General features: G+C 60.5%; 15 protein-coding genes. 8 read left to right on the forward strand and 7 right to left on the reverse strand.

Annotated features, from left to right (window positions below):
• Positions 1–87 precede the first annotated feature (87 nt).
• Positions 88–702 (reverse strand): NAD(P)-dependent oxidoreductase, encoded by a 615-nt coding sequence (locus D8U71_RS24495; protein ID WP_130888877.1) that lies wholly within the window; start codon positions 700–702, stop codon positions 88–90.
• A 45-nt stretch (positions 703–747) separates the two neighbouring features.
• Positions 748–1,626, reverse strand: coding sequence for an MBL fold metallo-hydrolase (locus D8U71_RS24500; protein WP_130888878.1), 879 nt, complete (start codon positions 1,624–1,626; stop codon positions 748–750).
• 113 nt (positions 1,627–1,739) lie between these two features.
• Here D8U71_RS24500 and D8U71_RS24505 point away from each other — a divergent pair, with 113 nt between their 5' ends.
• On the forward strand, positions 1,740–2,645 hold the full coding sequence (locus tag D8U71_RS24505) for a LysR family transcriptional regulator (protein WP_206663213.1): 906 nt from the start codon (positions 1,740–1,742) through the stop codon (positions 2,643–2,645).
• Between the two features lie 218 nt (positions 2,646–2,863).
• Positions 2,864–3,040, forward strand: coding sequence for a hypothetical protein (locus D8U71_RS28425; protein ID WP_016773438.1), 177 nt, complete (start codon positions 2,864–2,866; stop codon positions 3,038–3,040).
• 131 nt (positions 3,041–3,171) lie between these two features.
• Here the strand turns inward: D8U71_RS28425 and D8U71_RS24510 are convergent, their stop codons facing one another.
• Positions 3,172–4,062, reverse strand: coding sequence for a helix-turn-helix domain-containing protein (locus tag D8U71_RS24510; protein ID WP_024014136.1), 891 nt, complete (start codon positions 4,060–4,062; stop codon positions 3,172–3,174).
• A gap of 175 nt (positions 4,063–4,237) precedes the next feature.
• Between D8U71_RS24510 and pobA the strand changes: the two genes are divergently transcribed.
• Together pobA and D8U71_RS24520 are read left to right on the forward strand one after the other, a co-directional pair.
• Complete coding sequence (gene pobA / locus D8U71_RS24515; protein WP_130888879.1) at positions 4,238–5,431, forward strand: 4-hydroxybenzoate 3-monooxygenase; 1,194 nt, start codon at positions 4,238–4,240, stop codon at positions 5,429–5,431.
• A 78-nt stretch (positions 5,432–5,509) separates the two neighbouring features.
• The gene (locus D8U71_RS24520; RefSeq protein ID WP_130888880.1) at positions 5,510–7,027 is read left to right on the forward strand and encodes an MDR family MFS transporter; all 1,518 of its coding nucleotides are present in this window, start codon (positions 5,510–5,512) and stop codon (positions 7,025–7,027) included.
• A 132-nt stretch (positions 7,028–7,159) separates the two neighbouring features.
• Here D8U71_RS24520 and D8U71_RS24525 read toward each other — a convergent pair whose 3' ends face one another.
• From D8U71_RS24525 to D8U71_RS24540, 4 genes are all read right to left on the reverse strand, one after another.
• A complete protein-coding gene (locus D8U71_RS24525; RefSeq protein WP_122602062.1) occupies positions 7,160–8,008 on the reverse strand; it encodes a cache domain-containing protein in 849 nt (282 codons plus the stop codon).
• Between the two features lie 129 nt (positions 8,009–8,137).
• On the reverse strand, positions 8,138–8,995 hold the full coding sequence (locus D8U71_RS24530) for an ATPase (RefSeq protein ID WP_130888881.1): 858 nt from the start codon (positions 8,993–8,995) through the stop codon (positions 8,138–8,140).
• Between the two features lie 116 nt (positions 8,996–9,111).
• Positions 9,112–10,104 carry an NAD-dependent epimerase/dehydratase family protein gene (locus D8U71_RS24535; protein ID WP_122507742.1) on the reverse strand — a complete coding sequence of 331 codons (993 nt, stop codon included), beginning with the start codon at positions 10,102–10,104 and terminating at the stop codon, positions 9,112–9,114.
• Between the two features lie 92 nt (positions 10,105–10,196).
• Positions 10,197–11,084 carry a LysR family transcriptional regulator ArgP gene (locus D8U71_RS24540; protein ID WP_122611896.1) on the reverse strand — a complete coding sequence of 296 codons (888 nt, stop codon included), beginning with the start codon at positions 11,082–11,084 and terminating at the stop codon, positions 10,197–10,199.
• 96 nt (positions 11,085–11,180) lie between these two features.
• Between D8U71_RS24540 and D8U71_RS24545 the strand changes: the two genes are divergently transcribed.
• The 4 genes from D8U71_RS24545 to D8U71_RS24560 all read left to right on the forward strand — a co-directional run bounded on the left by D8U71_RS24545 (position 11,181) and on the right by D8U71_RS24560 (position 16,436).
• The gene (locus tag D8U71_RS24545) at positions 11,181–11,783 is read left to right on the forward strand and encodes a LysE/ArgO family amino acid transporter (protein ID WP_130888882.1); all 603 of its coding nucleotides are present in this window, start codon (positions 11,181–11,183) and stop codon (positions 11,781–11,783) included.
• A gap of 176 nt (positions 11,784–11,959) precedes the next feature.
• Entirely contained in the window at positions 11,960–12,556 is a 597-nt protein-coding gene (locus tag D8U71_RS24550) for a Fe-Mn family superoxide dismutase (protein WP_016773431.1), read from the forward strand.
• A gap of 329 nt (positions 12,557–12,885) precedes the next feature.
• Complete coding sequence (locus D8U71_RS24555; RefSeq protein WP_016773430.1) at positions 12,886–14,937, forward strand: EAL domain-containing protein; 2,052 nt, start codon at positions 12,886–12,888, stop codon at positions 14,935–14,937.
• A 146-nt stretch (positions 14,938–15,083) separates the two neighbouring features.
• Positions 15,084–16,436 (forward strand): imelysin family protein, encoded by a 1,353-nt coding sequence (locus tag D8U71_RS24560; protein ID WP_122746738.1) that lies wholly within the window; start codon positions 15,084–15,086, stop codon positions 16,434–16,436.
• Positions 16,437–16,502: the final 66 nt, after the last annotated feature.

Below are 16,502 nucleotides of genomic sequence, written 5' to 3' on the forward strand. Positions count from 1 at the left end.
TCGTTCAGGTCAATGCGTGACCCAAGACAACTCGGTCGGCTCCCTCTCCCCCGGGGAGAGGGCTGGGGTGAGGGGAAAAGGCTTGACTCAATACCCGACCGTATAACGCAGCCGCAAATGCTTCGGCGTCTCCACTTCGTCAATCAGCGCAATCGCATAATCGGCAAAGGTGATCCAGCTGCGCCCTTCGGCACTGACCAACAGGTGATCCTTGCCGACGCGATACTGGCCGCTGCGTTCACCCTCGACAAACTCCGCCGACGGCGAGAGGAAAGTCCAGTCCAGTTCCTGCTCCTGACGCAACGCATCAAGAAACGCCGCCCCCGCGTTCGCCTCGGCTTTGTATTCAGCCGGGAAACCGGCACTGTCGATCACCCGCGTGTCATCCGGCAGCAACAGCGAACCGGCGCCGCCGACCACCAGCAAGCGCTTCACGCCCGCCTGTTTTACCGGTCCGACAATCGCCGAGGCCGGGACGGTGGCGAAATGCGCTGCGCTGATCACGGCGTCGTGACCGGCCACCGCCGCTTGCAGCGCCGCCGAATCCAGCACGTCGAGGCTCTTGCTGACGACACCGGCGCGATCACCGACCTTTGAGGTATCGCGGGCAATGGCGGTGACGCTGTGGCCGCGACGCAGGGCTTCTTCCAGCAGTTGGCTACCGGCACGGCCGGTGGCACCAATGATTGCAATCTTGCTCATGACATTCTCCAGTTGGCTTGAAAATGCTGCGTGTTCAGGTTCGGCTTACCACTGCATCTCGCCCTTGGCGACTTTCGCGCTGAGCTCCAGCGAGCTTTCCTCGCCGAGTTGCGGGTAGCGTTTTTTCATCGCTGCGATCAGTGCAGCAGAGTCTTTGGCCTTGGCGGTTTCGGCATCGAAGGCCTTGATGTAATCGGCGGTGAATTTCACGCTGGCCAGCGAGCGGCTGCTGTCGCCCAGAAAATGGCCGGGTACTACGGTTTGCGGTTTCAGGCTTTCGATGGCGTGCAGGGTGTGCAGCCAGTCGGCGTGGGATTGCGCGGTCTGGGTGTCGGCCATCCACACATGAATGTTCTCGGCGACCACTACGCCACCGACCACTGCTTTGAGCGACGGGATCCATACGAAGCTGCGATCCGGTTGCTTGCCGTCGAGGCCGATCACCTGCAATTGCTTGCCTTCGAGGGTCAGGCTGTCGCCCTTGAGCACGTCCGGGACGATGGTTTTCGCCGGCACGTCGGCGCCCATTTTCGGTCCCCAGTAGGCCAGTTTGCCGTCGACGGTGTGCTTGATGTGATCGACGGTCGGCTGCGAAGCCAGGACTTTCGCTTGCGGGAATGCTTTGGTCAGTGTGTCGAGGCCGAAGTAGTAATCCGGGTCGCCATGGCTGATGTAGATGGTGGTCAATTGCTTGCCGCTGGCGCGGATCTTTTCCACCACCTGTTCGGCCTGGGATTTGCCGAATTGCGCATCGACCAGAATCGCTTCTTTCTCACCGCTGACCAGCACCGAGCTGACCGGGAAAATCGCCTGGGTGCCCGGATTGTAGACATCAAGGCTCAGCTCGGCGGCGGATACATGGGCGGCAAAGCCGAAAAATGCCGCGGCGAGCAGAACGCGTTTGAAGGGGGTGAAGCCGATCATTTGTTGCTCCGGATTACCAATGCCAGTCTGGCGATGCAACAGAGCTTAGTTGCCAGACTCAGTACAAAAAATGCGATGCTTGGACATAGTTTGTTTCTGAAAGCGGGCAAATCATGGATCGGCTTCAAGCAATGCGGGTATTCGTCACGGTGGTGGACTTGGGCAGCCAGTCGGCGGCGGCCGACCACCTCGACCTGTCGCGGCCAGTAGTGTCGCGCTATCTGGCGGAGCTGGAAGACTGGGTCGGCGCGCGGCTGATGCACCGCACCACGCGCAAATTGAGCCTGACCGCCGCTGGCAGTGAAATCCTCCCGCGCTGTCGGCAGATGCTCGACTTGTCGCAGGACATGCAGGCCGCCGTCAGCGAACCCGATGACGCGCCGCGCGGATTGCTGCGGATCAGCGTCAGCACCTCGTTTGGCCAGGCGCAACTGGCCGATGCGATGGCGGCATACGTCAAGCTTTACCCAGGCGTGAGTATCGATCTGCAAATGCTCGACCGCACGGTGAATCTGGTCGATGAACGCATCGATCTGGCGATTCGCACCAGCAATGATCTTGATCCGAATCTGATCGCCCGGCGCCTGACCGTGTGCCGCTCGGTGGTCTGCGCAGCGCCGGCTTATCTGCTTGAGCATCCGGCGCCGCACACGGTTGAGGATTTGAGCCGACATAACTGCCTGACCCATTCCTATTTCGGCAAAAGCCTGTGGCATTTCGAGGAGGATGGCGAACCGGTTTCGGTACCGGTGCAGGGCAATATCAGCGCCAACGAGGCCAGCACCCTTCTGCGCGCAACCCTGGCCGGCGCGGGCGTGGCGATGCTGCCGACCTACCAGGCTGGCGTGCATATTCACAACGGCGAGCTGCTGCGTTTGCTGCCACACGCAGAACCGCGCCAGATGAATATCTACGCGGTGTACGCCTCTCGCAAACACATGCCGGCGGCACTGCGCAGCATGCTCGACTTCCTCGTGCAGCGCTTTCCCGAGGCCCCGGCCTGGGATGCCGACCTGTAAACCCGATCCCTTGTGGGAGCGAGCCTGCTCGCGAAGAGGCCAGTACTTTCAACATTGATGTCGCTTGCACCACCGCCTTCGCGAGCAGGCTCGCTCCCACATGGGCATCAATTCGCTGAATGGCCGGCTAAATCCTCAAGCGCACTCGCTGGCAAGTGCGCGCCGCTGACCTATGCTCAAAGTAATACCGCAAGGTAGACGTTCAGAGGTCGAACACCATGAACATCAAAACAAAAAGGTACGCCGCCATTTTCATCACCTGCGCCGCCACGCTGGCGCTGTACGGCACCGCTGCCTGGCGGGTCGAGCAGTTGCGCCAGTTGCCGCGCGAGTATGCGAGCTGCAACTATGAGCGGTGTATTCCGCACAATGCCACGCTGAACGCATTGCGCTGACAAGACTGACCTGGAATGCATCCCTTGTGGGAGCGAGCCTGCTCGCGAAAGCGGTGTGTCAGTCAACCAGGATGCTGGATGAAAGACCGTATTCGCGAGCAGGCTCGCTCCCACAGGGCTCATCAGCGCTTTCAGGATTGTTGCTCGGCCTTCAAGCGGTCGCGGAATGCCTTTGGCGAAATCCCCACCCGGCGACGGAACAGGCGCGTGAAGTTGGTCGGATCGGAAAAACCCAACAACTCCGACATCTCGTAAATCGTCATGCTGGTGTAGGTCAGCAGGCGCTTGGCTTCCAGCAACTGACGCTCGTGCATGATCTGCAACGCCGGTTGCCCGGCCAGTTCACGGCAGGTGCCGTTGAGGTGCGACACAGAGATGCCCAGGCGATGGGCGAGGTCTTCGACCTTGACGTGCTGGCGGTAAGTCTCTTCCACCAACTGAATGAAACCGTTGAGGTATTCGCGTTGGCGCTGCGGGCGCTGGCTGGCCTTGTGCCGAACGATCGCCTGGCGGCTGACCCAGACCATGATCACGCTGACCAGCGAATGCATGAGCATTTCCCGCGCCGGTTGATGGCCGTTGTACTCGGCCTGCAACGCTGAAAACAGGCTGTTGAGATAATCGCCATCCTTGCCGGCCGGGTAGTTTTCCGCCCGAGCCAACGCGTGTACCGAATCGCCCAGTTGCGCCTGCAAATGGTTGATCAGCGGCGTGGCCAAGGTGACGATGAAGCCTTCAACATCTTCGGAAAAACGAAAGCCGTGCACCGACAACGGTGGCAGCACCTGTATCGCCGGAGTCTCGAGTTGCGTGCGCTGGCCTTCGATTTCGAGCTCTGCCTGACCTTTGAAAACGAACAGCAGCTGGCATAGATCCGCGTGGCGGTGAGGTTTGATTTCCCATTGGTGTTCGCGACTGCGCGAGGAAATGGTTTCACAGTGCAGCAAGTCCGGGGTCGGCCAGTCCAGGCTTTCACCATAGAGCTTGAACACCGGAATAGAAGGCAGGGCAGGCTTGTTCATACTTCAATCCAGGCCTCTGGTTTTTGGGCGATAATCGCACCGATTGGCAGAATGTACAGGTATCGGCTCAGTTTTCACCTTCAATTGACAGACCCGCAAGGGAAAAATGCAAGCACTCGATCCATAAAATCATTCACCGGCTGTTGCTGCGTGAAGCTTGCGAGTCATAAAAACAATGAAAACCCTGAAAACCCAAGTCGCCATTATCGGCGCCGGTCCTTCCGGACTGCTCCTCGGCCAGTTGCTGCACAACGCTGGCATCGACACCCTGATCCTCGAACGCCAGACGCCCGATTACATTCTTGGGCGCATCCGTGCCGGTGTGCTTGAACAAGGCATGGTAGAGCTGCTGCGTGAGGCCGGCATCGGTCAGCGAATGGATGCCGAAGGTCTGGTTCATGGCGGCTTCGATCTGGCGCTGGACGGGCGTCAGGTGCACATCGACCTGCACGCGCTGACCGGCGGCAAAACAGTAATGGTCTACGGCCAGACCGAGGTCACCCGCGACCTGATGGCCGCTCGTCGGGAGGCCGGCGCGCCAACAATTTATCAAGCGAGCAATGTCGTTCCCCATGACATGAAAAGCGACGAAGCTTTTGTCACCTTCGAAAAGGACGGTGAAAGCTGGCGCGTTGATTGCGATTACATCGCCGGTTGCGATGGTTTCCATGGCGTCGCGCGGCAGTCGATTCCGGCCGATTGCCTGAAGATTTTCGAGCGGGTCTACCCGTTCGGCTGGCTGGGCATTCTCGCCGACACACCGCCGGTCCACGATGAATTGGTCTACGCCCGCCACGAACGCGGCTTCGCCTTGTGCAGCATGCGTTCGGCCACGCGTACCCGCTATTACCTGCAAGTGCCGGCGGATGAAAACGTCGATGACTGGAGCGATCAGCGTTTCTGGGATGAGCTGAAAAAACGCCTGCCGGATGCCCTCGCGGAAAAACTGGTGACCGGTCCTTCGATCGAAAAAAGCATCGCGCCGCTGCGCAGTTTTGTCGTCGAGCCAATGCAGTACGGGCGCATGTTTCTCGTCGGCGACGCTGCCCATATCGTCCCGCCCACTGGCGCCAAGGGCTTGAACCTGGCCGCCAGTGATGTCAGCACGTTGTTCAATATTCTGCTGAAGGTGTATCGCGAAAATCGCACTGATTTGCTGGAAAAATACTCGGAGATCTGCCTGCGCCGAGTTTGGAAAGCCGAACGGTTTTCCTGGTGGATGACGTCGATGCTGCATCGCTTCGACGATCACGATGAGTTTAGCCAGCGCATCAGCGCGTCGGAACTGGACTACTTTGTCAGCTCGCAAGCCGGGCAAAAAACCATTGCAGAAAATTACGTCGGGCTTCCGTACGAGGCTATCGAATAGCCTGCTATCGACTTACACTGGCGAGCACTTACCCGCTCGCCTTGTCCATGCGGGTCAATCACTGCCCGCAGGTTTTCCGTGACCACCCTCAATCAGCCTGAAACGCCCAAACCGGCCATTCGCAGCGTGCTGGTCGCCTTGATGATGGCGATCTTCCTCGGTGCGCTGGACCAGACCATCGTCGCCGTGTCGATGCCGGCGATCTCCGCGCAATTCAAGGACGTCAGCCTGCTGGCCTGGGTGATTTCCGGCTACATGGTGGCGATGACCGTGGCGGTGCCGATCTACGGCAAGCTCGGCGACCTGTACGGGCGGCGCAAACTGATGCTGTTCGGCATGGGCCTGTTCACCCTCGCCTCGCTGTTCTGCGGCATGGCGCAGAGCATGGAACAACTGGTGCTGGCGCGGATTCTTCAGGGCATCGGCGCCGGCGGCATGATCTCGGTGAGTCAGGCGATCATCGGCGACATCGTCCCGCCGCGTGAACGCGGCCGCTATCAGGGTTACTTCAGCAGCATGTACGCGGTGGCCAGCGTCGCCGGTCCGGTGCTCGGCGGCTACATGACCGAATACCTGTCGTGGCGCTGGGTGTTTCTGATCAACCTGCCGCTGGGCCTCGGCGCCTGGTGGGTGGCACGGCGTAACCTGCGCGGCTTGCCAATTCCTCAGCGTAAACCGGTGATCGATTACCTCGGCACGGTGCTGATGATCATCGGCCTGACCGCGTTGCTGCTCGGCATCACCGAAGTCGGCCAGGGTCATTCATGGCGCAGCAGCGAAGTGCTCGGCCTGTTCGCTTGTGCCGTGGTGGTATTGGCGCTGTTCGTCTGGCATGAACGCCGGGCGCGCGAGCCGTTGCTGCCGATGCACCTGTTCGCCAATCGTAATGCCCTGTTGTGCTGGTGCACGATCTTCTTCACCAGTTTCCAGGCCATCTCGCTGATCGTGCTGATGCCGCTGCGTTTCCAAAGCGTCACCGGCGCGGGTGCCGACAGCGCCGCGTTGCACTTGCTGCCTCTGGCGATGGGCTTGCCGATCGGTGCCTATTTCGCCGGCCGCCGCACCTCGATCACCGGACGCTACAAACCGCAGATTCTCACTGGGGCGATCCTCATGCCGATCGCGATTCTCGGCATGGCCTTCAGTCCGCCACAAGCGACGCTGCTCAGCGGTTTGTTCATGTTGCTCAGCGGCATCGCTGGCGGCATGCAGTTCCCGACCTCGCTGGTCGGCACACAAAACTCGGTGGAACAACGCGACATCGGCGTCGCCACCAGCACCACCAATCTGTTCCGCTCACTGGGCGGTGCGGTGGGCGTGGCGTTGATGTCGGCGCTGCTGCTGGCGTTGCTGCACGACTCCAGCTTCGCCCATCTGGCGAACAGTTCGCTGATCAGCGAGGGGCATTCGGGCAACGTCCTGCTCGATGGCCTGAACGCAGCACCCGGCGAAGCGCAGAACGCTTTGCGCGCGGAGCTGCTGGTGACCTTCCGCCACTTGCTTTGGGTCAGCACGGCAGTGTCGTTGCTCGGGCTGGCGGCGGCGATTGCCATGCCGAACAACCTGCTGCGCGGGCGGGAGCACGGCGCGAAATGAGCCTTTTGCGCTGATCGTTCCCACGCTCTGCATGGGAATGCCTCAACGGACGCTCTGCGTTCGGCCTTGGATGGGACGCAGAGCGTCCCGGGCTGCATTCCCCCGCGGAGCGTGGGAACGATCATCGCGCGCTCAAGGGCTGTAGTAGCCCACCGCGACGAGGAAATGCCCGACCTTTTTCAGGTACGCATGCTTGTCCTCGATCTTGCCGGTCACCGGGTTTTTCCAGCGGTATTCATATTCGCCTTCATCCTGCTTGTCGATCAGCGCCAGAATCGGCTCGCCCACCGGTTTGCCTTCCGGATCCTTGACCTTGCCAAAATCAGTGTTGATCAAACGCAGATTGGTGCCGTGGGCGACGTAGCGTTGATTGTTCAGATCGACCACGAAGACATACAGGTCATCCTGCAAGTAACCGCCCTTGAGTGAGTTGATCGCGGTCAGCGTGCCCTTCTCGTTCTTGGTCAGATCCGTCGCGGCTTTGTCCAGCAAGGCCCTGGCCTGCTCAGCCGATGCCCGTGGCAGGTAGTAACCCACCGCGAGAATGCGTTCCCCGACGCGCTGGTAGAACACATGCTTGCGCTCGACCTTGCCGTCGGCCCAGTTCTGCCAGCGGTATTCGGCCTGCTGGATACCGTTGCCTTCCGGCACTTTCAACGCATCCTTGAACGCCTTCTGCAGATCCGGCCCGAGCACTTCGCTGACATCGCGGCCGATCAGCGCCGATGACGGCCCGCCACTGGCAAGCATGACGCCTTTGGTGTCGAGGACGAACACGTAGCGATCCTTGTCGACGAACTCACCCTGGCGGCTGAAGGCGGCGAACGCCTTGTCACCATTGTCGTGGTAGTAGGCCAAGGCTTTTTCCAGCAGGGCAATGGCGGCCTGACTGTCATCCTTGGCGGCGGTGGCGGCGCTGGCTTGGCCGAAGCCGGCCAACAACATCAGGCCGAGCCAGGCCACTTTATGCAAAAACCCCATAGCGCATCCCTCGTTCTTTTTGATGTTTCAAGAGCGTAGACGGCTTGCGGTCATGTAGAGATATTCAGAGCGTTTCTGAACATTGCGCCGTGAAGCTGGCAAGCAACGCTCGCCAGCCTCGCTCAGCGCTTACGGGCGGGAATTGATCTGCTGCTGGAGATTCTGGATCTGCGCCTGCAAGGTGTTGAGGTTGCGGGTCATCTGCGCGCGGAACGCATCGAACTCGGCAGTATTGCCGCCACCCTGTGGCGCTGCCGGGCGGTTGTCCTGCTGACTTTTCAGCACCACGATGTCCTGCTCCAGACGATCGATCGCCGCGCTCGGATTGCCCTGTTTCTTCAGCGCGGCGATATCGGCGCCGAGGCTTTTGAACTGGGCGTCGAAAGCTTTCAACTGGGCATCGACCTTGCTGGTATCGGCCGGGGTGCTTTTAAGGGTCGCCAGCTCGGCGCTCAAGGCTTTGACCTGAGCCTGCAACTGCGTATTGGCGTTCTGTTGTTCGGTGGTCTGCGCGGTCATCTGCGCCAGACGCTTGTCCAGTTCGCTGGCCTGCCCGGCCACGCCTTGCTGCTGCTTGCTCTGGTCGAGCAGCTTGCCTTCGAGTTGCTTGATCTGCAGCTTCAGCGCTTCGCTGTCGCTGCTGACGTTGCTCTGGCTGGCGACAACCTTGCCGGAAATATCCTGCAGGCGCCCCGCCGCTTCTTCGCTGATGCGGGCGAAGCTTTCCTGGGTGGCGACCAGTTGCTGCTCCATCAACGAAATCTGCTGGAAGCTCCACCAGGCCAGACCGATGAAGGCAAAAAACAACGCACCGACCAGCGCCCACAGCGGCCCGGTGCTGGCGGCCTTGACCTTGACCACTGGCGCGCTGCGCGAATGCACGGAAGTGCGGTGGCCGGGGGCGATGTCATCGTCATCGAACGGATCGGCGCGCAGGCTTGGCACGTTGTCGAAATCGTCGTCGTGGGCATCGTTTCGCATGGACATTGAGGCAACCTTTGGCAAACGCGGTGATGGCTAAATGCTGCGAAGTATAACCGCCGCAGCCGCAGGCATTGACCCTCAACCCGCAAGGCGGTTCATTGCCGCCCGGCCGAATCGTTTCAACGGATGTCCTGGGCTTTCCACCACGCACAGAACTCATCGAGGGCCGCCCACAGGCTGACTTTCGGATCGTAGTCGAGATAATGCCGGGCGCGGCTGATGTCGAGGGTGAAATTTTTTTTCATGACCTGCATGCCCAGGCGCGACAGGGTCGGCTCAGGGCGTCCCGGCCAGAGCATGCACGCGCCTTCATTGAGCGCCGCAACACTGTAGGCCAGACCGTAGGAGCGATATTTGCGCACCTGATCGACGTCCATCCGCCGCATCACGTAATTGACCACATCCCACAGCGGCACCGGCGTGCCGTTGCTGATGTTGTAGGCCTTGCCCAGCGCCGAACCTTGGGCCAACAGGCTGCTGAGCATGGCTTCATTGAGGTTCTGCACGCTGGTGAAATCGACTTTGTTCAAGCCGTTGCCGATGATCGCCAGCCGGCCCTTGCGTTGCATCTTCAGCAGGCGCGGGAAGATGCTCATGTCACCGGCACCGGTGACGAAACGCGGGCGCAGGGCGATGGTTTCCAGACCGAATTCCTGGGCGCCGAAGACTTTCTGCTCGGCCAGATATTTGGTCGCGGCGTAGGGATGCTTGAAGCGTTTGGGCACTTGCTCTTCGGTCAGACCGAGATGGTCGCGGCCATCGAAATAGATCGATGGCGACGACAGATGCACCAGCCGCCGCACCCGCTGCTTGAGGCACGCTTCGACGACGTTTTCGGTGACTTCGACGTTGCCCTGATGAAAGTCCTGATAACGCCCCCACACACCGACAGCACCGGCGCAATGCACCACGGCTTCGACATCGTTGCACAGGTCGTGCACCAGATCGGCGTCGGTCAGATCGCCCGGCACGAACTCCGCGCCCCGGCGCACCAGATGCTCGACGCTCTCGGCCCGGCGACCGTTGACCCGCACTTCAAGGCCCTGCTCCAGGGCGAAACGCGCAAAGCGCCCGCCAATAAAGCCGCTGGCGCCGGTAACCAAAATCTTCATCAAAAACTCCAGGGAAGCAGCTGCAAGCTTCGAGCTTTCAGCTGCAAGTTGAAACGGTGCGTGTTCTTGCAGCTTGACGCTTGCAGCTGCGTTCAAGCCACTAGCCATTGCTTTGAGGAGCGCAGCAGTTGTTCGGTAAGCAGGTTCAGCAACTGGCCGCCATTGCGCCAATGATGCCAGTACAGCGGCACGTCGATCGGTTTATCTGGCAGCAATTCGCGCAGCACCCCGCGTTGCAACTGTTCGCGCACCTGCAGTTCCGGCACCAGCCCCCAACCCAGACCGGCCTCGGTCAGGCGGATGAAGCCTTCGGAGGACGGACATAAGTGATGTTCAAACGCGCCGTCGACGCCCAACAGCGCCAGATAGCGATGCTGGAGAAAATCGTCCGGGCCGAACACCAGCGCCGGGGTGCGCGGCAGCTGTTCGGCGCTCACGCCATCGGGAAAATGCCGGGCGATGAAGGCCGGACTGGCCAGGGCGCGATATCGCATGGCGCCGAGCAACACGCTGCGGGCTCCCGCCACCGGCCGCTCGCTGGCACACAGGCATGCGGCCACTTCACCGGCACGCATGCGCTTGAGGCCAACGGTCTGGTCTTCGACGATCAGGTCGAGCAACAAATGCTGCTCGGCGCAGAAATCGCCGACGGCCTCGGCCCACCATGTGGCGAGGCTGTCGGCGTTCAGGGCGATGCGCAGGCGATCGGGCAAGCCTTCTTCGTCGAGCGCCGGCACCACTGATTGCAAGTCGCGCTCGAGCAGACGCACCTGCTGCACATGGTTGAGCAAGCGTCGGCCGATCTCGGTCGGCGCTGGCGGTGTTCCGCGCACCAGCACTGGCTGGCCGACCCGCGCTTCAAGCAATTTGATGCGCTGGGAGATCGCCGACTGCGACAGGCCCAGCACCTGTGCGGCGCGATCGAATCCGGCCTGCTCGACCACAGCGGCGAGCGCGGAAAGCAATTTATAGTCGAACATCAGTTTTCCTAATGGGCGATCAGTACTATTGGTTTTTCTTATACAGCGTCACATCGGAGAATAGCCAGCAAGCACTCTCCTTCAAGGATTTCTCTCATGTGGCAAAGCTATGTAAACGGCCTGTTGGTGGCGTTCGGCCTGATCATGGCGATCGGCACGCAGAACGCTTTTGTCTTGGCGCAAAGCCTGCGCCGTGAACACCATTTGCCGGTGGCGGCATTGTGCGTGGTGTGTGACGCAATTCTGGTCGCGGCCGGGGTGTTCGGCCTGGCAACGATCCTGGCGCAGAACCCGACCCTGCTGGCGATTGCCCGTTGGGGCGGCGCGACGTTTCTGATCTGGTACGGCAGCCAGGCGCTGCGCCGGGCCTGCTCGAAACAGAGCCTTGAGCAAGGCGAAAACCAGACCGTGCGTTCGCTGCGCGCAGTGATGCTCAGCGCTCTGGCGGTGACCTTGCTCAACCCTCACGTTTACCTCGATACGGTATTGCTGATCGGCTCGCTGGGTGCGCAGCAATCGGTGCCGGGCGCTTATGTAGTCGGCGCGGCCAGTGCATCGTTGCTGTGGTTTTTCACCCTGGCCCTTGGCGCGGCGTGGCTGGCACCGTGGCTGGCCCGCCCGAGCACCTGGCGCATTCTCGATCTGGTGGTGGCAATGATGATGTTCGCCGTGGCCGCGCAGTTGATCATCGCCGGATGAATAATTGCCAAAGGCTCTGGAACCTCTATCCCACACAGTTGTTGCGTGGTTAAGGCGCGACCCCGGTGCTATGATCCGAACCCTGCGCCGCAAAGAGTAAAAACTCGCCGGTGCATTTCCGGCCGCCCGTGATCGGCCTTGCGCTCACCGCAACAGACCTGATTAGGAGAATCATCATGGCTTTCGAATTGCCGCCGCTGCCTTACGCACACGATGCCCTGCAGCCGCACATCTCCAAGGAAACCCTGGAGTTCCACCACGACAAGCACCACAACACCTACGTCGTGAACCTGAACAACCTGGTGCCAGGCACCGAGTTTGAAGGCAAGACCCTGGAAGAAATCGTCAAGACTTCTTCGGGCGGCATCTTCAACAACGCCGCTCAGGTCTGGAACCACACTTTCTACTGGAACTGCCTGGCGCCAAACGCCGGCGGTCAACCAACCGGCGCCCTGGCAGATGCCATCAACGCAGCGTTCGGTTCGTTCGACAAGTTCAAGGAAGAATTCAGCAAAACCTCGATCGGCACCTTCGGTTCCGGCTGGGGCTGGCTGGTGAAAAAAGCTGACGGTTCCCTGGCCCTGGCCAGCACCATCGGCGCCGGCAACCCGCTGACCAGCGGCGACACCCCGCTGCTGACCTGCGACGTCTGGGAACACGCTTACTACATCGACTACCGCAACCTGCGTCCGAAGTACGTTGAAGCGTTCTGGAACCTGGTCAACTGGAAGTTCGTGGCCGAGCAGTTCGAAGGCAAAACCTTCACCGCTTAAGCTGCGCGCCCGATGAAAAGCCCGGCTTCGGCCGGGTTTTTTTATGCCCGGCGCATGGCGTTTCTCGCACGGTAAAAGCAGCTTCACGCCGTTTGCCGCCAGCCCCCAGCCGTCTACCATCACAGAAAGGAAAAAATCTTTGGCCCAGTGCTCAAGTTGAAGGCAATTGCAACCGACACAGTTAATTCAGAGCTATTACTCAAATGACGACATTGCGGCCAGGATCACGGCGACTTTTCCCGTGCCTGATTGTCCCTTTGACTGCCAACCCGGGATTGCCAATACTCATGGCAACTTGACGCTACCCGCACGGAACAAGGAATAACCCTTTGAAGCTGGAACTCAAGAACAGCTTGTCGGTGAAGTTGCTCCGGGTCGTGCTCCTGTCGGCATTGATCGTAGGCGTAGTCTTGAGCTGCGCGCAGATTGTCTTCGATGCCTACAAGACCCGTCAGGCGGTGGCCGGCGACGCCGAGCGCATCCTCGACATGTTCCGCGATCCATCGACCCAGGCCGTGTACAGCCTGGATCGGGAAATGGGCATGCAGGTGATCGAAGGGCTGTTCCAGGACGACGCCGTGCGTCAGGCCTCCATCGGCCACCCCAACGAAGCCATGCTCGCGCAGAAATCCCGCGAACTGCAGCATTCCAACAGCCGTTGGCTGACCGACCTGATTCTCGGCCAGGAACGCACCTTCACCACGCAATTGGTCGGCCGCGGTCCGTACAGCGAATACTACGGCGACCTGAGCATCACCCTCGACACCGCCACCTATGGCGAAGGTTTCATCGTCAGCTCGGTGATCATTTTCATTTCCGGCGTGCTGCGCGCACTGGCGTTGGGCCTGGTGCTGTACCTGGTCTATCACTGGCTGCTGACCAAACCGCTGTCGCGAATCATTGAGCACCTCACCGAGATCAACCCCGATCGTCCCAGCGAGCACAAGATTCCGCAGATCAAGGGCCACGAAAAAAACGAGCTGGGCCTGTGGATCAACACCGCCAACCAGTTGCTCGAGTCCATCGAACGCAACACCCACCTGCGTCACGAAGCGGAAAACAGCCTGCTGCGCATGGCCCAGTACGACTTCCTCACCGGTCTGCCGAACCGCCAGCAATTGCAGCAGCAACTGGACAAGATTCTCGTCGATGCCGGCAAATTGCAGCGCCGCGTCGCCGTGTTGTGCGTCGGTCTGGATGACTTCAAGGGCATCAACGAGCAATTCAGCTACCAGACCGGCGACCAATTGCTGCTGGCCCTGGCCGATCGTTTACGTGCCCACAGTGGTCGTCTTGGCGCGCTCGCTCGCCTGGGCGGCGATCAGTTCGCGCTGGTGCAGGCCGACATTGAACAGCCTTACGAAGCAGCAGAACTGGCGCAGAGCATTCTCGATGACCTCGAGGCGCCCTTCGCCCTCGACGATCAGGAGATCCGCCTGCGCGCGACCATCGGCATCACCCTGTTTCCGGAGGACGGCGACAGCACCGAGAAGCTTTTGCAGAAAGCCGAACAGACCATGACCCTGGCCAAGACCCGCTCGCGCAATCGCTATCAGTTCTACATCGCCAGCGTCGACAGCGAGATGCGCCGTCGTCGCGAGCTGGAAAAGGATTTGCGCGATGCGCTGATCCGCGACCAGTTCTACCTCGTCTACCAACCGCAGATCAGTTATCGCGATCACCGCGTGGTCGGCGTCGAAGCGCTGATTCGCTGGCAACATCCGGAACACGGTCTGGTGCCGCCGGACCTGTTCATCCCGCTGGCGGAACAGAACGGCACGATCATCGCCATCGGCGAGTGGGTGCTCGATCAGGCCTGCAAGCAATTGCGCGAGTGGCACGATCAGGGTTTTGTCGATCTGCGCATGGCGGTCAATCTGTCCACCGTTCAACTGCACCACGCCGAGCTGCCACGGGTGGTCAACAACCTGTTGCAGATGTACCGCTTGCCGCCGCGCAGTCTGGAACTGGAAGTCACCGAAACCGGCCTGATGGAAGACATCACCACCGCCGCCCAGCATCTGCTCAGCCTGCGCCGCTCCGGTGCGCTGATCGCGATCGACGACTTCGGCACCGGCTACTCGTCCCTCAGTTATCTGAAAAGCCTGCCGCTGGACAAGATCAAGATCGACAAGAGCTTCGTTCAGGATCTGCTCGATGACGACGATGACGCGACCATCGTTCGCGCGATCATTCAGCTGGGCAAGAGCTTGGGCATGCAGGTGATTGCCGAAGGCGTGGAAACCGCCGAGCAGGAAACCTACATCATTTCCGAGGGTTGCCACGAAGGTCAGGGCTACCACTACAGCAAACCGCTGCCGGCGCGTGAGCTGGGCATTTACCTCAAGCAGGCGCAACGCAGCAACGCGGCCATTCTCTAAAAGCGCAAGATCGCGCCATCACACCTGCCTAAATAAGAAATATTTCCAAGCACGCCTTTACACATAATGCGAAAGATTTGCATTATGTCGCAGTTTTGCGCGCCACCGGCGCCAGTCCACTCAACTACCGAAGCAGGATGTTCGCCATGATTCGTATGCCTCTGGCTACCGCCAGTCTGCTGGCCATCGCTATTTCCCTCGCCGGTTGCGGCGAAGGCAAGGACAAAGAAAAAGCCTCCGAAATGACTCCGGCTTCCAGCAGTGCTGCTCCAGCCCCTGCCGCTGCACCTGCTCCTGCCGCCGGTAAAGTTGACGATGCCGCCGCCAAGGCTGTGGTCGCGCACTATGCCGACATGGTCTTCGCCGTTTACAGCGATGCCGAATCCACCGCGAAAACCCTGCAAACCGCCGTCGACGCGTTCCTCGCCAAGCCGAACGCCGACACCCTCAAAGCCGCCAAGGCTGCCTGGGTCGCCGCACGCGTGCCGTACCTGCAGAGCGAAGTATTCCGCTTCGGCAACACCATCATCGACGACTGGGAAGGTCAGGTTAACGCTTGGCCATTGGACGAGGGCTTGATCGACTACGTCGACAAATCCTACGAGCACGCACTGGGTAACCCGGGCGCCAGCGCCAACATCATCGCCAACACCGAAGTTCAGGTCGGCGAAGACAAAGTCGACGTGAAAGAGATCACCCCGGAAAAACTCGCCAGCCTCAACGAGCTGGGCGGTTCCGAGGCGAACGTTGCCACCGGCTACCACGCGATCGAATTCCTGCTCTGGGGCCAGGATCTGAACGGCACCGGCCCTGGCGCTGGCAACCGTCCGGCCTCGGACTACCTGGAAGGCGCCGGCGCCACCGGTGGTCACAACGAGCGTCGTCGTGCCTACCTGAAAGCCGTGACCCAACTGCTGGTGAGCGACCTGGAAGAAATGGTCGGCAACTGGAAGCCGAACGTGGCCGACAACTACCGCGCCACCCTGGAAGCGGAGCCAGGCGAAACCGGCCTGCGCAAAATGCTCTTCGGCATGGGCAGCCTGTCCCTGGGTGAACTGGCGGGCGAACGCATGAAGGTTTCCCTGGAAGCCAACTCCCCCGAAGACGAGCAGGATTGCTTCAGCGACAACACCCACTACTCGCACTTCTACGACGCCAAAGGCGTGCGTAACGTTTACCTGGGCGAGTACACCCGTGTTGACGGCACCAAGCTGACCGGCGCCAGCCTGTCGTCGCTGGTAGCCAAGGCCGACCCGGCTGCCGACACCGCGCTGAAAGCCGATCTGGCCGCGACCGAAGCGAAGATCCAGGTCATGGTCGATCACGCCAACAAGGGTGAGCACTACGACCAGTTGATCGCTGCCGGCAACACCGCTGGCAACCAGGTCGTTCGCGACGCCATCGCCGCGCTGGTCAAGCAGACCGGCTCGATCGAAGCCGCTGCCGGCAAACTGGGCATCAGCGACCTGAACCCGGACAGCGCCGATCACGAGTTCTGATCGCAGCGTCCGTTCAAAAAGAGGCGACCTTCGGGTCGCCTTTTTCATTATTGGCACACCACTATC

Origin of the sequence: Pseudomonas sp. Sample_21, assembly GCF_004307525.1 — a bacterium.
Classification (GTDB): domain Bacteria; phylum Pseudomonadota; class Gammaproteobacteria; order Pseudomonadales; family Pseudomonadaceae; genus Aquipseudomonas; species Aquipseudomonas atacamensis.